The sequence below is a fragment of the Alkalibacterium iburiense genome, from assembly GCF_039521845.1.
GTDB classification, from domain to species: Bacteria; Bacillota; Bacilli; order Lactobacillales; family Carnobacteriaceae_A; genus Alkalibacterium; species Alkalibacterium iburiense.
The window spans coordinates 44,218-59,894 of record NZ_BAAACW010000108.1 but is presented as its reverse complement, the minus strand read 5'-3'; the positions used below and the strand labels follow the sequence as shown (position 1 = coordinate 59,894).

Genomic DNA, 15,677 nt, shown 5'->3' with positions numbered 1-15,677 from the left:
TAGAAAATAAAAAGGAGTGTTTTACATGTTGAAAAGAAGTGTTAAAATTGCAGCTTTAGGTATGGTTGGACTAGTATTAAGTGCTTGCGGAGAATCTAGTAATCCAAATGAAATTACATTTTGGAACCCGTTCACTGGCCCAGATGGAGAGAATATGCAGGCGATTATTGATGAATACAACTCGACTGATCCAGAATATCCCATAAATAATATATCAATGGCAGAAGGAGACATGTACTCAAGAATTCCGACTGTAGTTAACTCAGGAAGTGGAATACCAGATTTAAATATTGTGCATGCTGAACGTGTAGTACAATTTAAAGATGCAGATTTACTAACATCTTTTGATAGTTATCTTGATGGGTATGATAATATTTCAGAAGAAAATTATGTATCAGAAGCTTGGAATATTGGTGATATTGATGGTGAACGTTGGGGAGTTCCTTTAGATATTCATACATTCGTATTGTACTACAATCCTTCGTTAGTTGAACAGTATGGACCAGATGTTTTAGATGATAATGTTGTGACTTTTGATGAAATAAGAGAAGTGGCTGCTGCAGCTGAAGGTGATGGAGTAACTGCCCTAGGGTTAACTTGGATGAGGCCGACATTCTATTCATTATTCGCTCAACATGGTGGAGAATTACCTGAAGATAGTCAATCTCCAGATTTAAATACTGATGCAACGATAAATGCTTTGCAACATTATGTTGATTTATACGAAGATGGGATTACTAATGAAGAAGGGACAGACCCTCTTCAAATGTTCTTAACCGACGAGCTAGTATTCTGGCCAGAAGGTATATGGATGCAGAATGAGTTGATTAATTCAGAAGCTGATTATGGAATGGTTCATTTCCCACAAATTTCAGATGATGAAAGCGAAGCGGTGAACTGGGCATCTTCTCATCAGTTCGTCATGTTTAATAATGATGATAGGGATGAAGAGAAAACCCAAGGGGTTATTGACTTTATAGACTGGATTAGAGATAACTCTATTGAATGGGCAAGAGCCGGACAAATCCCAGCAACTCTGCAACTTTTGGAAGATCAAGAGTATGTAGATATGCCTCAATCATTCTTTGTGGAAACAGAAGAAAGACAAGATTCTATGAGAATTTTCGATTATAAATATTATGGTTACACATCTGAGTGGTTAGATGCTAATGTATTTGATGTTGTATTTGGAAGAATTGATGTAGAGGAAGCTGCTGCAGACTTTGAACGTGAAGTTCATGACATGATAGACCAAGACAGTACTGGACTCGAAGCTCTCCAACAAGACGAAGATGAAGGTGCTGAAGGAGAAGAAGAGACTGACGAATAATCTTAGTGAAGCATTCTAATAATTTAATTTAGTGACTGTCAATTGCTCCGAAATTATTTCGGAGCAATTGACTTAATTCCTAATTAAAAAAGGAGAATACCTATGCAGCAAACTCAAACGAATACTCATACTGATACAGGTAGGAATAGAAGTAGATTTAATAAATACATGCCGTACTTATTCATCACACCTCACTTAATCTTTTTTCTCATATTTTTCTTAATCCCAAGTGTATTTGGGATTTATATTTCATTTACTGACTGGAATTTATTTGGTACCCCCAATTTTGTAGGGTTACAAAACTATGAAACTATTCTTTTTAATGAAGGAAGTACGTTTAATACACAACTATACAATGGTTTATTCAATACTTTTAGATTTGTACTTTATGCTGTACCGTTTTGTATAATTGTTCCGCTACTATTAGCTACTGCATTAAATGCAAAGCCGAGATTGCACAAGTTTTTCCAGTCTCTTTTCTATTTACCAACACTTTTTGCTATTTCTGCAGTCACACTAATATGGTCTATAATGTTTAATGCCTCACACGGACCAATTAATAATATATTTGATTTAAATACATTGTGGACATCTACTCAACCTTACGCTTGGATTGTCATTGTAGTAGTAACCGTATGGTGGACAATTGGAGGAAATATGATTATTTACCAAGCAGCTTTAAACGGGATTCCTAAGGATTACTACGAGGCTGCAGATATTGATGGAGCGAGCAGTGTACAAAAATTCTTTAAAATAACATTACCATCTATCAGAGGACAATTGCTTTATACTATTGTTATGACAACAATTGCACAGTTTAATATTTATGGACAGCCTTTGATGCTGACTGGAGGAGGACCAACGAATAGTACGAGAGTTTTGCTCATGTACATTCAACAAAACGCTTTTGGATCTGGGCAATCTATTGCTGGTATAGCCTCAGCGATGGCAGTCATTTTAGGAATATGTATTATGATTGTCTCTGCGTTACAATTTTTCTTCTTAACTAGAAATGATAGAAAATGATTTTAACTGTTATGTAGGATGAAGACTAAGGAGCGATACTTATGTCAAAAAACAAGTGGATATCCAAAACGATTGCATTACTTTTTTTAATTTTTATGGGCATAATTTGGATTACTCCTCTAATATGGGGTGTATTAACATCTTTTAAAACTCAAAGAGAAATATTAACTGCCGGATTTAATCTTTTGCCTGTAAACTGGGTTTTAGACAATTATACACATTTGTTAGTAAATAATAGGAGTACACCATTGCTTAGATGGTTTACCAATTCAATGGTTATCTCAGTTTCTCATACATTAATAGTACTTGTAGTTGTATCATTAGCTGCTTTTGCTTATAGCAGGCTACGATTTAGAGGAAGGGATCCTTTATTTATGTTTCTGTTAGCTACTATGATGTTTCCAGCCGTAGTAAATCTCATACCGTTATATGTGATCGTTGATCGATTAGGATGGGTAAACACTCCGTTAGCTATGATTTTTCCAGGAGTAGCAGGGGTTTTTAACATATTTTTGGTCAGACAATTTATGAATAATATTCCTATCCAGTATGATGAAAGCGCAAGGATAGATGGAGCAAGTGACTTGAAAATTTACTTTAGTGTTATTTTGCCGCTCGTTAAACCTGTTTTGTTAGTAGTCGCATTGTTTTCATTTACCGGCTCTTGGAATGATTTCCTGTGGCCTACAATTGTAGTTAATGATGTAAATAATATGCCGATTACACCTGGATTGCAACTTCTTCAAGGTCAGTATCAAGCGCAACCAGGAATGCTAATGGCAGGTGCATTAGTCGCTTTAATTCCCACGTTCTTATTATATTTATTTGCACAGAAATACTTCTTACAATCTATGTCACTTTCTGTTGGAGTGAAAGGATGAGATTATAATGACTAGAAAGACCGAAAGACTTTTAATGAAAACAGTGGGTTTTTGGCAAATATGTCATGGTCTTTTTACCATTGTTTATTATAGTATAATTAATAGAAACGCTTTGACCACTCAAATGTATCATCAGTTTGGAACGGCAAATGATATAAAAGCACTTTTAATATTTATAAACATTTTTGGAACAGTAATGATGGGGATTGGGTTATTTAATTTGGTCGCTGAAAAAAATTATATGAAAGACAATTCCATTAACAAAATTGGTATATGGTTGTTAGTAAATGCTGTTTTTTCTTACCTTATAATGGATATGATAAGCCTTGTTTTAGGTATGAGTGCTACTGTGATTTATTTTGCTAAGAATAAATCTATTCGTGTATCATCACTAGAAAAAAAGTCTGGATAAATAAAGGTGAAGATATGAAATTAAAAATGCTTTTTCTATTATTATTTAGCACTACACTAATCGGTTGCGACTTATTGAAGGAAGATGTTTACTATCAAAACCCTATTGGTGAGATGATAGATATAGGAGATCCTTATGTCTTAAAATACAATGATACGTATTATATGTATGCAACATCACTTCCAGGATCTGGTTTTTTAGTATGGCAGTCGGATAACTTAGTTGATTGGGATAGTGGTACTGTAGCATATGCACACAGTCAGCAAGATGAACGATGGGCTACAGGAGATTTCTGGGCTCCAGAAGTTATATACCATGAAGATTTATTTTACATGGTATACAGTGCGAGAGACCAATCAGGTAGCTTAAAAATGGCTATTGCCACAAGTGAATCTCCAACTGGGCCGTTTATTGATCAAACAGTGGATTTAATTAATCTACCGGGTTCCTATATTGATGGACACTTTTTTATCGATGATGATGGAACACCGTACATGTATTATGTAAAAGATAATTATGAGAATATAGTAGATGGGAATAATGTGAGTCATATTTATGTACAAAAAATGACTGATGATTTATTAGAAGTAACCGGAGAGCCCGAACTCCTATTAGTTCCTGATCAAGCGTGGGAAAATCCTAATGCAAATTATCAATGGAATGAAGGCCCTTATGTAGTTAAAAATGAAGGCCTATATTACCTTATGTATTCTGCTAATGTTTATTCGAGTCCTGATTATGCTATTGGGTATGCTGTGTCTGACCAACCAACTGGACCATTTGAAAAGTACGAGAATAATCCAATATTATCAAAGGACTTAGAGAACGATATCTCAGGTCCTGGGCATAATAGTGTGACAGTTGGATTGGATAATAGTACCTTATATGCTGTTTATCACATTCACACGGATCCTCACAATCCAAGTGGAAATAGACGGCCAGCAATTGACCGTTTATATTTCGAGAATGGTGAATTGAAAATAGATGGACCTACAAGTGACGAACAAAAATTGCATTAATAAAAGAGACGTTTATATACAGTAAAGAGGTAAGCTAATTACTTACACAATACCTCTTTACTGTATTTTTGTATATTCAAATATACTATGAAAAATAATACTATAAAAAGTGAACTTTAAATTGAGGTAGTATCTTTTATACATATATATTCTTATCATTTAAGAAGAAACACACATTAAAACATCGTCTGACCCAATGTTATACTTGTATCAATACTAACACTTTTACAAGTTCGTATTTAATAAGGATAGGGAGAAAACCTTAATAATACATAATTGTAAGCGTATAATAAACATAAAAAAGGAGAGAATCACTTGAAAAAGAAAAAAGTTTTAATGGGGTATTTTAGTTCAGAGTCAAACGAGCATTCTCAGTCACTCATGTCATTTAATAAATTTATATTTAAGTTCGGTAATGACATGCTGGATTCTATGCGTGTGAGAGATTTATTTGAAACGTCCAATATTGATCTTGTGCCGTCCATTTTTGCCAGAGGGCATCCTCATGGACCAGTTACAAAAGATGCTTTCGATTTTATTCTGTCACGTTTTAAACAAGAGGTTCAAGAAAATCTGCATGAGATTGACGGTATTTATCTTTTTTTACATGGTGCCAGTAAAGTTCTAGGCTTAGAAGGAGATTCTGCGGAACATGCTATAGTAAGAGAAATCAGACGTATAACAGGACCTCATTTACCGATAGCTTTAGTCATGGATCCGCATGGGAATATATCGGATGAGCTGGTTAATAATGTCCAGATATTACGTTGCTATAGACATTCTCCTCATATCGATGTGCAGGAAACCTTTGAATTTGTAGCGGAAAAATTTATCGACTTACTGAATGACAGAAGAGATATTAGACCCGTTTACTATAGAGTGCCTATGATGATGGACGGTGAACGTAGCGTATCATTTGTTGAACCGATGAAGTCTATTAATCACATGTTAGATGAAGCAGAGGCAACTGGTCGAATACTGAGTGCCTCGTATCATATTGGCTACATTCGTCACGATGGTGATAAGAATGGAAACGGAGTAGTAGTTGTCCCTAAAAAGAAAAGCGATACGGAGTTTGCACGAGAATGGGCTTTGAAAATTAGAAACTACGCATATAGCCGACGCTATGATTTTGAGTTTTATGGAAATGTAGAAGAGCCATCTGATGCTGTGCGTATTATGACAGAGTATGATGGGAGACCACTTTTTATCACTGATTCAGGAGATAATGTCGGATCAGGGGCAGATGGATTCAATACTATTTTATTGAGAGAAGTTTTAAAACTAACTGACTTCAACAATAAGAATTATTTGTTTGCAGGCATTATCGATCAAGAAGCCCATGCCTATTTAGGTAAACATGAAGTAGGAGACACAGTGGAGTTTACTTTAGGTAAAAATGTCCATGAGTATTCAAAAAAAGTCCCGATAAAAGGGCGATTGGTAGCCAAAGGACTAGGGAGTAAAGCCTACCGAAATAAGACAGATATCGGAACTGTTTATACAGTGAAAATGGATGATTATCCAGTAAGTGTCATCGTAGAATTCGATGCGATTCAATACTTAATGCCTGAACAATTTGAGGAAAGTGGGTTGAATATAGCTGACTATGATGTATTTATAGTGAAACAAGGTTATATTTCAGAAGAATTTAGAACTATTTCTCCATACTGTATCATGGCACTGACTGAGGGACCGACGAATCAACGGACAGAGAATTTAACATTTAAGCGCATCCCTCGTCCGATGTTTCCATTTGATGATGTACCGATTGAAGAAATTTAAAGCGTAAATATAAGGAGAGATTTAAGTAGATATGGTATTACAAGGAATTAATGGAGAAATTAAAAACAATAGCTCAGATCAGTTACAGTCATGGTTAGACTTACATTATGGTCTGTTCATTCATTTAGGATTATATTCTCAGCTCGGCGGTATGTGGAAAGGTGAGCCTGTTAAAGTAGGTTACAGTGAACAGATTCAGATGTGGGCTGATATTCCGCAAGAAGAATATGCTGCTGTGTCAAAAGATTTTACACTAGAAAACTTTGATGCAAAAGCGATTGTTTCCTTAGCAAAGGAAGCTGGAATGAAGTATTTGGTTGTTACAAGTAAACACCATGATGGCTATTGCCTCTTTGATACGAAAACTACCGATTACAATGTAGTGAAAACTTCACCGTTTGGAAAAGATGTCCTACGTTTATTGGCAGACGAATGTCAAAAACAAGGATTGAAATTTGGTTTGTATTACTCATTAGTTGATTGGAATGAAGGACATGCTTTCGATCACAATAACAATAACAAGATACCAAAATCAATGGAGTCCTTAATTGAAGAGCAGTTGACAGAATTGATGACAGGTTATGGTGTTATTGCGGAAGTCTGGTTTGATATGGGGCACCCGACTGTAGAACAAAGCGAAAAGTTCTCTCATATTGTTCGCAAATATCAGCCAAAAGCAGGAATTAATGGACGTATATGGAATAACAAAGGTGACTTTAGAACGTTAAATGACAACCAAGTGCCTTACGATAAATTAGATGGACCATGGCAGACACCTGCTTCTATTTACCGTGAAACATGGGGATACAGAGAGTGGCAAGAGAGAGAAGATTTTGAACATAAAGTATTGAACTTGCTCCAAACACTGATATCCGTTCGCGCAAGAGGTGGAAACTATCTTTTAAATATAGGTCCAAAAGGCGACGGATCAGTCGTCCCCTTTGAAGCCGATGTATTAAAACAAATGGGGCATTGGCTGAAGCGACATAGAGATGCTGTAATAGGCACCCATCCGACACGCTTTGCTAAACCGGGTTGGGGAGAAATGACGGCTAAAAATAATCACTTATATTTGCATATTTTTGAACAGCCTGAAGATAAAAAGGTAAAGTTGAAAGGCTTAGTAACTGAAGTGGAAGAAATCACTGAAGATGGATACGATAAAGAGTTAGAATGGGATAAAGAAGATACTGAATTAGTTGTATACTTGCCAGACAAGCTTTCAGATCCTTTAGTGACGATTATAAAAGTAACTATGAAAGGAGAACTTCAGTTAGTTCCTGAACAGACTGTCGTGAGTGAAACAGATAGTTGGGTCCTTACTACTGATAAGTTAGAAAAAGGATTTAACTTTGTTGATGAGGGCAACTATACTAGCTTGGAAAAATCAAACATACGATTGTCAGGTTATTTCAAAAATAATGAAGCTGGAAACTACGTTATGAAAATGACAGGTCAATCCAATGAAACAATAGATTATCTCGTAAGCATAGGGCATTCCGATTTGGTTGTGACAGGCAAGGATTTAAATTTAAAGGAAATAGGACCATTTTCATTAGATAAAGATCAGCAAGTAGTTCCTGTTCACATTCGATTGTATGAGCCCCAGAATAAATATCAGGATTTAGAGTTAGAGTGTCACCAATTAACCATACAAAAAAATAAATAAACATTAGAGAAATGACAGCTTAAAAGCCTGTCATTTCTTTATTTGTATAAAGATAAATGAATTCAAGATATTATTCATACTTAAACATTATAAGAAAACGCTTGCAATTTGTCTCACTTTTTCTTATAGTATGTCTAAGAAGAAAAGATTGAAAAAATCTCAATTTGGTAAAATATCGTGAGGTGATTTAGTAAATCTTTAGTAGGAAAAATAAACTGAAAGGGGATACCTGTAGGTAGTTATATTTACAAGGAATGTCTTAATTATCTTCGATTCGTAAAGCTTTAAATAGTTTTTACACTTTTTCATGAATAAGAAACATTTTGTCATTGTTTGTTCAGAAACAATAAAAATGGAGGGAAATTATTATGATTAGTAAAAGAAACTTTTTAGCACTAGGTGCTTCTGCGTTACTCCTTTTAGCTGCTTGTGGAAATGGTGGCGGAAATGGCAATGGGAACGGAGACGGAAATGCAGATGGCGATGATTTTGAAGGTGCAAGTGATGATCCACAAGAATTAACAGTCTGGACTTGGGATCCTAACTTTAACGTAGTGGCATTAGAGATGGCAGAAGAAATTTACCAGGAAGAGAATCCTGATTTTTCTCTTAATATTGTAGAAAACTCCCAAGAAGATGTTGTCCAACGACTGAATACCTCACTGAGCTCAGGTGTTGAGACAGGTTTGCCTAATATTGTATTTATTGAAGATTATAGAGCACCGAGCTTTTTAAACTCATATGAAGGATCATTTTTACCCTTACAGGATCATTTTAATGTAGATGATTTTGCTGAGTATAAGATTGCGGCAGGTACCCATGACGGGAATGTTTATAATATCCCATTTGACAGTGGGGTTACTGGTAACTATGTCAGAACAGACTATCTGGAAGAAGCAGGCTATACATTAGAAGATTTAGAAGATATTACTTGGGATGAATATATAGATATCGGTATAGATGTCTATGAACAAACCGGCATAAGCTGGATTACAAATGACCACAGTGACTTAGGTATCATGCGTATTATGTTACAGTCAGCTGGTGTATGGTGGACAGAAGAAGACGGTGTGACCCCTTATATTGTAGATAACGAACCCCTAAGAAAATCATTTGAATACTATAAAGAAATGTTTGATGCAGGTATCATGAATGTTCATAACGAGTGGGATCAATTTATTCAAGCCTTTAATAACGGAGATGTTGTAACCGTACCTACAGGAAACTGGATTTCAGCCTCTATCACTCAAGAAGAATCTCAATCAGGTAATTGGGGTATTGCGCCGATTCCTAGAATGGATATAGAAGAAAGTGTAAATGCATCCAACCTTGGTGGTTCCTCTATATATGTGATGAATTTAGATGATAATGATTTAGCCATTGATTTCTTAGTCTCTACCTTTGGTTCAGATGTTCAGTTCTACCAAGATATTCTTGTAGAAATTGGAGCCGTTGGTGCATTTGAGCCAGCAGCTGCAGGTGAAGCCTATGAGTATGAAAGTGAATTCTATGGCGGACAACAAATTTATCAAGATTTAGCAGAGTGGACACAAGAAATTCCGGAAGTGGATTTTGGTCAAAGAACCTATGAAATTCAAGACATATTATCTGTAGCACTTCAAGACTATATCGGTGGAGCCGACTTGGATGATGTATTAGAAAATGCGCAGCAACAAGCAGAGTCATCTATGTAAGATGTATAGATAGATTTGATGGGCTCTTTCATTCTAACCTTTGAAAGAGCCTGTTCTTTTCTAAGAAGGGGGATACAGTTATGTCAAATGAAACAGTTAAGAAAAAAAAGAAGTCTTCAGGGAATCTAACTAGAAACCGAGCGATTATGAGCTGGATGTTTGTTATTATTCCAACCTTTTTTATCGTACTCTTTTATTTTTATCCTATGATTCAAGCATTCTGGTTATCTTTGCATTCAGGAGCAGGAGTCAATTTAGATTTTGTAGGAGGAGCGAATTATCAAAGGCTCTTTAATGACCAGGCCTTTATTGCAGCTGTCAGAAATACGTTCTTCTATCTGATATTTCAGATTCCGCTAATGATTATTCTGGCTCTGATTTTTTCAGTCGTTCTAAATCAGAAAACCTTAAAATTCAAAGGTATATTTCGTACCATTGTCTTTTTACCGGCCATCACATCATTAGTTGCTTACTCACTCGTGTTCCGTTATCTATTCGCAAACAATGGAATTATTAATCAGTTCCTGATGTTTATTAATATCATTGACAGTCCAATTATGTGGCTGGGAGATCCATTCTGGGCACGTGTATTGATTGTTATTGCAATAACGTGGCGATGGACAGGGTACAATATGATTTTCTACTTATCGGCTTTACAAAATATTGACCCTGGTATTTATGAAGCGGCTCGAATCGATGGAGCGAACGCTATCCAACAGTTCTTTAAAATTACCATCCCTATGTTAAGACCGGTTATCTTGTTTACATCCATTACCTCTACGATTGGGACTTTACAGCTCTTTGATGAGCCGATGAATATAACCGGTGGAGGACCGGGAAATGCGACGATGTCCATTTCTCAGTATATTTATAACTTATCATTCGAATATACACCAAACTTTGGCTATGCCGCTGCTGTTTCTTACAGTATTGTGGTGTTCGTTGTTATCCTATCGATTATTCAGTTTAGAGTAGGGAGGGAAAGAAAATGAGAAATAACGTAAAGACAAAGAAAGTATTTATGTATCTTTTCTTAATTCTCAGTTCGATAGCCTTTTTCTTCCCGTTCTATTTCTTAATTGTGAGTATCACGAATCCATCAGTAGATATTACTAGAGGACGGTTGCTACCTGGGGGACATGTAGTCGAAAACTTCAGAACCATGATAGAAGGGACAAATATTATTCAGGCCATTGGAAACTCAGCCATTGTGGCTGTGGGTCAAACCTTTTTATCCATCTTCTTGTCCTCTTTAGCTGGATACGGGTTCGAAATTCACCCAAGTAAAGGGAAAGAAATGGTTTATAATATTATTTTACTCTCTATGATGATTCCTTTCGCAGCCTTGATGGTTCCTCTATTCCGATTATTCGGAACCATTTCTAGCTTTGCACCTGCCATTGGAATAGATACTTTATTTGGTGTGGTACTTCCTTATGCTTCGACAGCGTTCTTAGTCTTTTTCTTCAGACAGAATACGAAAATGTTTCCGAGAGAGCTATTAGAAGCTGGAAGAATGGATGGTCTATCTGAGATTGGTCTCTTTACGCGAATCTATATACCGACCATGAAGACCACCTATGCGGCAGCTGGTATAGTCACGTTCATGAATGCGTGGAACAACTTCATGTGGCCATTGGTTATCTTACAATCGCCAAGTAACTACACTGTTCCGTTAGTTATTTCAGCTATGGGGTCCGGTTATACAATTGATTACGGGGCTGTGATGATAGCCATATTCATTACGACTATTCCAACAGCTATTATATTCTTCTTACTCCAAAAACATTTCGTTCAAGGAATGATTGGATCGATCAAATAAAAAAATATCTCGGCTGTCTAAAAACAGTCGAGATATTTTTATGCCTAATTGGATAGATTATTTACTCTGTCTTTAGTTAGATAGTAAGTTACAAACCCTATAAGCGAGCCATAAAAAGTTGGAATCAGAATTCTTAAGAAAGTGGCACTTAAGAGAGAAATCACCGTGACGACAGATATAAAAATAATGGAATGTTTTTTATGGCCAGAGATTAACTTAAAAGAAGCTGTAACCTTAGCCCGAACGGATGCTTTATAAATCGTCGTGAGAACTATAAAATATAGGGCTAGTAAAGCCAGTATCAAAAATAAAGCAAAGGCTATGAATGAAAGGATAAGTTGCCTCTGTAATGTAAAATAATAAAGCCCATAAAAGACAGCTGTCAGTGCGACACTGAATATTAGACCGCCTTTTAAACTGGCCCAGTAATGCTTTTTTAGTTGAGAAAAATAGGATAAGAAAACATCAACTTTTTCTCGAGCTTCTCTTTCCAATTTGATGACTCCTAACAGAGCAGTAGAGGCAGGAAAGAGCAAAAAAGCTATCAATGGAATAAGTAATAGCAAGTTAGTAAGAACTTCTCCTAAATTTTGAACATAATCAAAAGTAATGAGTACAATAAATATCGGGAAAGTCATAAGGAACCACAATAGGTTCATACCGAGGTATTTTAATAGAGTGAAGTGAGGTTTAGATTGTGTCATGAGTATGTATTCCTTTCCTATCGAATTAAGTTATGTTCATCTTACTACAAAAATCATAGAAAGAAATACACAATCGTGAAAAGTCTTAATTATTAAGGAAATTATCTTGAATTTTTTATACGCTATGCTAGAATGAAAGGGAGTAAATAAGATGCAAAATATTTACTAAATTTTTTATCCCAAAGTGTAAGCGGTTTTAAAATTTAGAGAAAAGGAAGGATAAGATGGTACAGAGACCTGAAAAGTTTAAATATGCAGCACCGGAAAATGGGTATCCAGAATGGAATAATAATCCAGATATTTTCCACTTGAATAGGAGGGATCCTTACGCTACTTCAATTCCTTATGCGTCGGTAGAGGAGGCAAAAGTGGGCAGCGACTCTCCTTTTGTTCGTTCGTTAAACGGGGAGTGGGCTTTTAAATGGGTCAAGAATCCTGATTCAAGAGATACTGACTTTTATAAAGCAGAAGTGTCAGTCGACGATTGGGACACTATTTCAGTACCTAGTCATTGGCAGTTTGAAGGCTATGATTACCCTCAATATACGAATGTCACGTATCCATGGGTGGAGCATGACGATATCAAACCCCCATTTGCGCCTACAAACTATAATCCTGTCGGCCAATACGCTAAAACCGTTCATTTAGAAAAAGAATGGGTTGACTCTCCTTTATATATCCATTTCGCAGGCGTTGAAGCTGCTTTTTATATTTGGGTAAATGGAGACTTAGTCGGTTATAGTGAAGATACCTTTACGGCTTCTGAGTTTGATTTATCACCTTATGTCAAAGAAGGAGATAATAAAATAGCGGTAGAAGTCTACCGATGGGCCGATGCGAGCTGGCTGGAAGACCAGGATTTCTGGAGATTAAGTGGTATTTTTAGAGATGTTTACCTGTATCGCACGCCTCTTATTCATGTCAATGATATCGGCATTCAGACACTTCTGGATGATGATTATAGGGACGCTGAATTAGTCGTTGATTTAAAATTAGAAAATAATTTCCAAGTCGATTGGGAAGGCCAAGTGTCTATAGTACTGGAAGACGCAGAAGGTCAATCTATATCATTGGAAAATGAAACAGAAGAGCTATCATCTGATGCACTGACTTTAAAAAATACGATTAAAAATCCTAAGAAATGGAGTGCAGAACATCCTTACCTTTACACTCTCTTTATTCTTCATAAAGACGCTGAAGAAAATGTTCTAGAGGTCCATAAGCAATCGGTAGGGTTCAGACGCTTTGAACTGAAAGATGGATTAATGAAAATTAATGGAGAGCGTATCGTCTTTAAAGGGGTTAACCGTCATGAATGGGCAGCTGAAAGAGGCCGTTCGGTGACTAAAGAAGACATGGTTAAAGACGTTGAACTGATGAAGCAGTATAACGTTAATGCTGTTCGGACATCCCACTATCCGAATGATCCTTACTGGTATGAATTGTGTAACATCTATGGACTGTATGTCATTGATGAAATGAATCTGGAGACGCATGGAACTTGGTATTATGGTCAAAAAGAACTAGAAGAAAGAAACGTTCCTGGAGACCGACCAGAGTGGACAGCTAATTTACTTGACCGTGCTCAGAATATGTATGAAAGGGACAAGAACCACCCGTCTATTGTGATCTGGTCTCTTGGAAATGAATCATTCGGTGGAGAAAACTTCTTGACCTTGTATGATTACTTTAAAGAAACCGATCCGACTCGATTAGTTCATTATGAAGGCGTCTTCCATTACCGAAAATCTGAAGCTGCTTCTGATATCGAGAGTACAATGTATATTCCTCCAAAGCTGGTAGAGCAGTATGCTTTGCAAGCGACGGAAGGAACGAAGCCTTATATTATCTGTGAATTCTCACACGCTATGGGTAACTCTTTGGGTAACTTCTATCAATACACGGAGTTATTTGATAAATACCCTATCTTACAAGGCGGCTTTATCTGGGATTGGAAAGACCAGGCTATAGCCCGGACTTCAGAAGATGGAAAAGACTACCTTGCTTATGGTGGAGACTTCGGTGAATCTCCTCATGACGGCAATTTCTCAGGAGACGGTATGATATTTGCTGATGGGACCGTTTCGCCTAAAATGCCTGAAATGAAGAGATGTTACCAGAATGCTGAATTTAAAGCGGTTGATTTATTGAATGGTCAAATTGAAGTCGAGAACAAGAATCTCTTCATCAATTTGTCTCACTATGATTTACAGTGGACAGTTGAGTTAAATGGTGAAAGAGTGAGTGAGGGGACAGTTGACAGTCTTGATGTAGCGCCTTTGTCTAAAAAAGAAATCACTCTGGACTACAGCTTGCCTGAACGTTCCACTCTTGAAGATGTAGCCATTTTAACGATTCAGTTGGTTGAAAAAGAAGCCACACTTTATGCAGACAAAGGACATGAAGTAGCTTTTGAACAATTTGTCTTGCCTGCTAAAGTAAAAGTTAATAGTCAAAAAGAAGAGGCTTCAGTAGTATGGGAAATATCCCAAGAGAACGGATTAACCGTATCAGCTGAAAACACCTCATTCGGCTTTGATTCTGAAACGGGTCTGTTAGCTTCTATCAAAGTCGGAGAAGAAGAGATGGTACTCTCTCCGCTTGAACCAAATTTCTGGCGAGCGATGACGGACAATGACCAAGGAAGCCAATTAGATAAACGGAGTGCTATTTGGAGAGACGCGCAAGATAAGCGTGTATGGATAGGTTCGGATGTTTCCCATCAGGGAGATACAGTGAAAGTCGTTACAGAATTCCTGTATCCGCAGTTAAAAGACTTGACTGTTGTCTTGTCGTATACCTTCTTGGCCAATGGATCACTTCGAGTGGATTATTCATTCAGTCCTTTAAAGCCTTTGCCTGAAGTGCCAGAAATTGGACTAAGAATGAGCTTGGATCCTTCCTTTAAGCAATTAGAATGGTTTGGAAAAGGACCATTTGAAACTTATATGGATAGACAAACAGGCGCCAAAATAGGTTTGCATTCAAGTACGGTGGAAGATCAGTTTGTCCCTTACTTGAGACCCCAAGAACACGGGAACCATGTAGGCACGCGTTGGGTTACTGTATCCAATAAAGAAAAAGGATTGAAAGTAACCGGTCACCCGCAAGTTGAATTTAATGCAAGTGCCTATACTTTTGAAGAATTAGAAAGTGTGGATTATGCCTACAAACTGCCAGAGTCCAATCAGACGGTACTGCGCATTAATTTAGCTCAAATGGGTGTAGGTGGGAATGATAGCTGGAGTCAAGAAACGCAACCAGAGTTCTTGCTGCATGCGACACGTTCTTATCAGTATGCGTTTACTATCGATATTGTAAATTAATCTATCTAG

Annotated in this window: 12 protein-coding genes; 11 read left to right on the top strand and 1 reads right to left on the bottom strand. The window is 36.8% G+C overall.

Annotation, left to right across the window (positions count from 1 at the left end; genetic code table 11):
- The first annotated feature begins 25 nt into the window (after nt 1-25).
- The 10 genes from ABDZ53_RS08830 to ABDZ53_RS08785 all read left to right on the top strand — a co-directional run bounded on the left by ABDZ53_RS08830 (nt 26) and on the right by ABDZ53_RS08785 (nt 11,638).
- Nucleotides 26-1,330: an extracellular solute-binding protein gene (locus ABDZ53_RS08830; protein ID WP_343755651.1), complete on the top strand. Its 1,305-nt coding sequence runs from the start codon at nt 26-28 to the stop codon at nt 1,328-1,330.
- 168 nt (nt 1,331-1,498) lie between these two features.
- Nucleotides 1,499-2,356 (top strand): carbohydrate ABC transporter permease, encoded by an 858-nt coding sequence (locus ABDZ53_RS08825; RefSeq protein WP_343755669.1) that lies wholly within the window; start codon nt 1,499-1,501, stop codon nt 2,354-2,356.
- Nucleotides 2,357-2,397: 41 nt separating this feature from the next.
- Nucleotides 2,398-3,237, top strand: a complete 840-nt coding sequence (locus tag ABDZ53_RS08820; RefSeq protein ID WP_343755649.1) for a carbohydrate ABC transporter permease — start codon at nt 2,398-2,400, stop codon at nt 3,235-3,237.
- 7 nt (nt 3,238-3,244) lie between these two features.
- Entirely contained in the window at nt 3,245-3,649 is a 405-nt protein-coding gene (locus ABDZ53_RS08815; RefSeq protein WP_343755647.1) for a hypothetical protein, read from the top strand.
- 14 nt (nt 3,650-3,663) lie between these two features.
- Complete coding sequence (locus ABDZ53_RS08810) at nt 3,664-4,668, top strand: glycoside hydrolase family 43 protein (RefSeq protein WP_343755645.1); 1,005 nt, start codon at nt 3,664-3,666, stop codon at nt 4,666-4,668.
- A 315-nt stretch (nt 4,669-4,983) separates the two neighbouring features.
- Nucleotides 4,984-6,453, top strand: coding sequence for a M81 family metallopeptidase (locus tag ABDZ53_RS08805; RefSeq protein WP_343755643.1), 1,470 nt, complete (start codon nt 4,984-4,986; stop codon nt 6,451-6,453).
- A gap of 31 nt (nt 6,454-6,484) precedes the next feature.
- Entirely contained in the window at nt 6,485-8,122 is a 1,638-nt protein-coding gene (locus ABDZ53_RS08800; protein ID WP_343755641.1) for an alpha-L-fucosidase, read from the top strand.
- A 368-nt stretch (nt 8,123-8,490) separates the two neighbouring features.
- Nucleotides 8,491-9,816, top strand: a complete 1,326-nt coding sequence (locus ABDZ53_RS08795) for an ABC transporter substrate-binding protein (RefSeq protein ID WP_343755639.1) — start codon at nt 8,491-8,493, stop codon at nt 9,814-9,816.
- A 146-nt stretch (nt 9,817-9,962) separates the two neighbouring features.
- Complete coding sequence (locus ABDZ53_RS08790) at nt 9,963-10,808, top strand: carbohydrate ABC transporter permease (protein WP_343755667.1); 846 nt, start codon at nt 9,963-9,965, stop codon at nt 10,806-10,808.
- Nucleotides 10,805-11,638 (top strand): carbohydrate ABC transporter permease, encoded by an 834-nt coding sequence (locus ABDZ53_RS08785; RefSeq protein WP_343755637.1) that lies wholly within the window; start codon nt 10,805-10,807, stop codon nt 11,636-11,638. The genes ABDZ53_RS08790 and ABDZ53_RS08785 overlap by 4 nt, the downstream gene beginning before the upstream one ends.
- Nucleotides 11,639-11,682: 44 nt before the next feature.
- Here ABDZ53_RS08785 and ABDZ53_RS08780 read toward each other — a convergent pair whose 3' ends face one another.
- The gene (locus ABDZ53_RS08780) at nt 11,683-12,342 is read right to left on the bottom strand and encodes a DUF624 domain-containing protein (protein WP_343755635.1); all 660 of its coding nucleotides are present in this window, start codon (nt 12,340-12,342) and stop codon (nt 11,683-11,685) included.
- A gap of 224 nt (nt 12,343-12,566) precedes the next feature.
- Here ABDZ53_RS08780 and lacZ point away from each other — a divergent pair, with 224 nt between their 5' ends.
- Nucleotides 12,567-15,668: a beta-galactosidase, LacZ type gene (gene lacZ / locus ABDZ53_RS08775; protein WP_343755633.1), complete on the top strand. Its 3,102-nt coding sequence runs from the start codon at nt 12,567-12,569 to the stop codon at nt 15,666-15,668.
- The last annotated feature ends 9 nt before the right edge of the window (nt 15,669-15,677 follow it).

Bases quoted from the DNA above. Each gene is read 5' to 3' on its own strand.
- ABDZ53_RS08825 (WP_343755669.1), top strand. From the start codon at position 1,499: ATGCCGTACTTATTCATCACACCTCACTTAATCTTTTTTCTCATATTT.
- ABDZ53_RS08785 (WP_343755637.1), top strand. From the start codon at position 10,805: ATGAGAAATAACGTAAAGACAAAGAAAGTATTTATGTATCTTTTCTTA.
- ABDZ53_RS08815 (WP_343755647.1), top strand. From the start codon at position 3,245: ATGACTAGAAAGACCGAAAGACTTTTAATGAAAACAGTGGGTTTTTGG.
- ABDZ53_RS08790 (WP_343755667.1), top strand. From the start codon at position 9,963: ATGAGCTGGATGTTTGTTATTATTCCAACCTTTTTTATCGTACTCTTT.
- ABDZ53_RS08795 (WP_343755639.1), top strand. From the start codon at position 8,491: ATGATTAGTAAAAGAAACTTTTTAGCACTAGGTGCTTCTGCGTTACTC.
- lacZ (WP_343755633.1), top strand. From the start codon at position 12,567: ATGGTACAGAGACCTGAAAAGTTTAAATATGCAGCACCGGAAAATGGG.
- ABDZ53_RS08830 (WP_343755651.1), top strand. From the start codon at position 26: ATGTTGAAAAGAAGTGTTAAAATTGCAGCTTTAGGTATGGTTGGACTA.
- ABDZ53_RS08810 (WP_343755645.1), top strand. From the start codon at position 3,664: ATGAAATTAAAAATGCTTTTTCTATTATTATTTAGCACTACACTAATC.
- ABDZ53_RS08820 (WP_343755649.1), top strand. From the start codon at position 2,398: ATGTCAAAAAACAAGTGGATATCCAAAACGATTGCATTACTTTTTTTA.
- ABDZ53_RS08800 (WP_343755641.1), top strand. From the start codon at position 6,485: ATGGTATTACAAGGAATTAATGGAGAAATTAAAAACAATAGCTCAGAT.
- ABDZ53_RS08780 (WP_343755635.1), bottom strand. From the start codon at position 12,342: ATGACACAATCTAAACCTCACTTCACTCTATTAAAATACCTCGGTATG.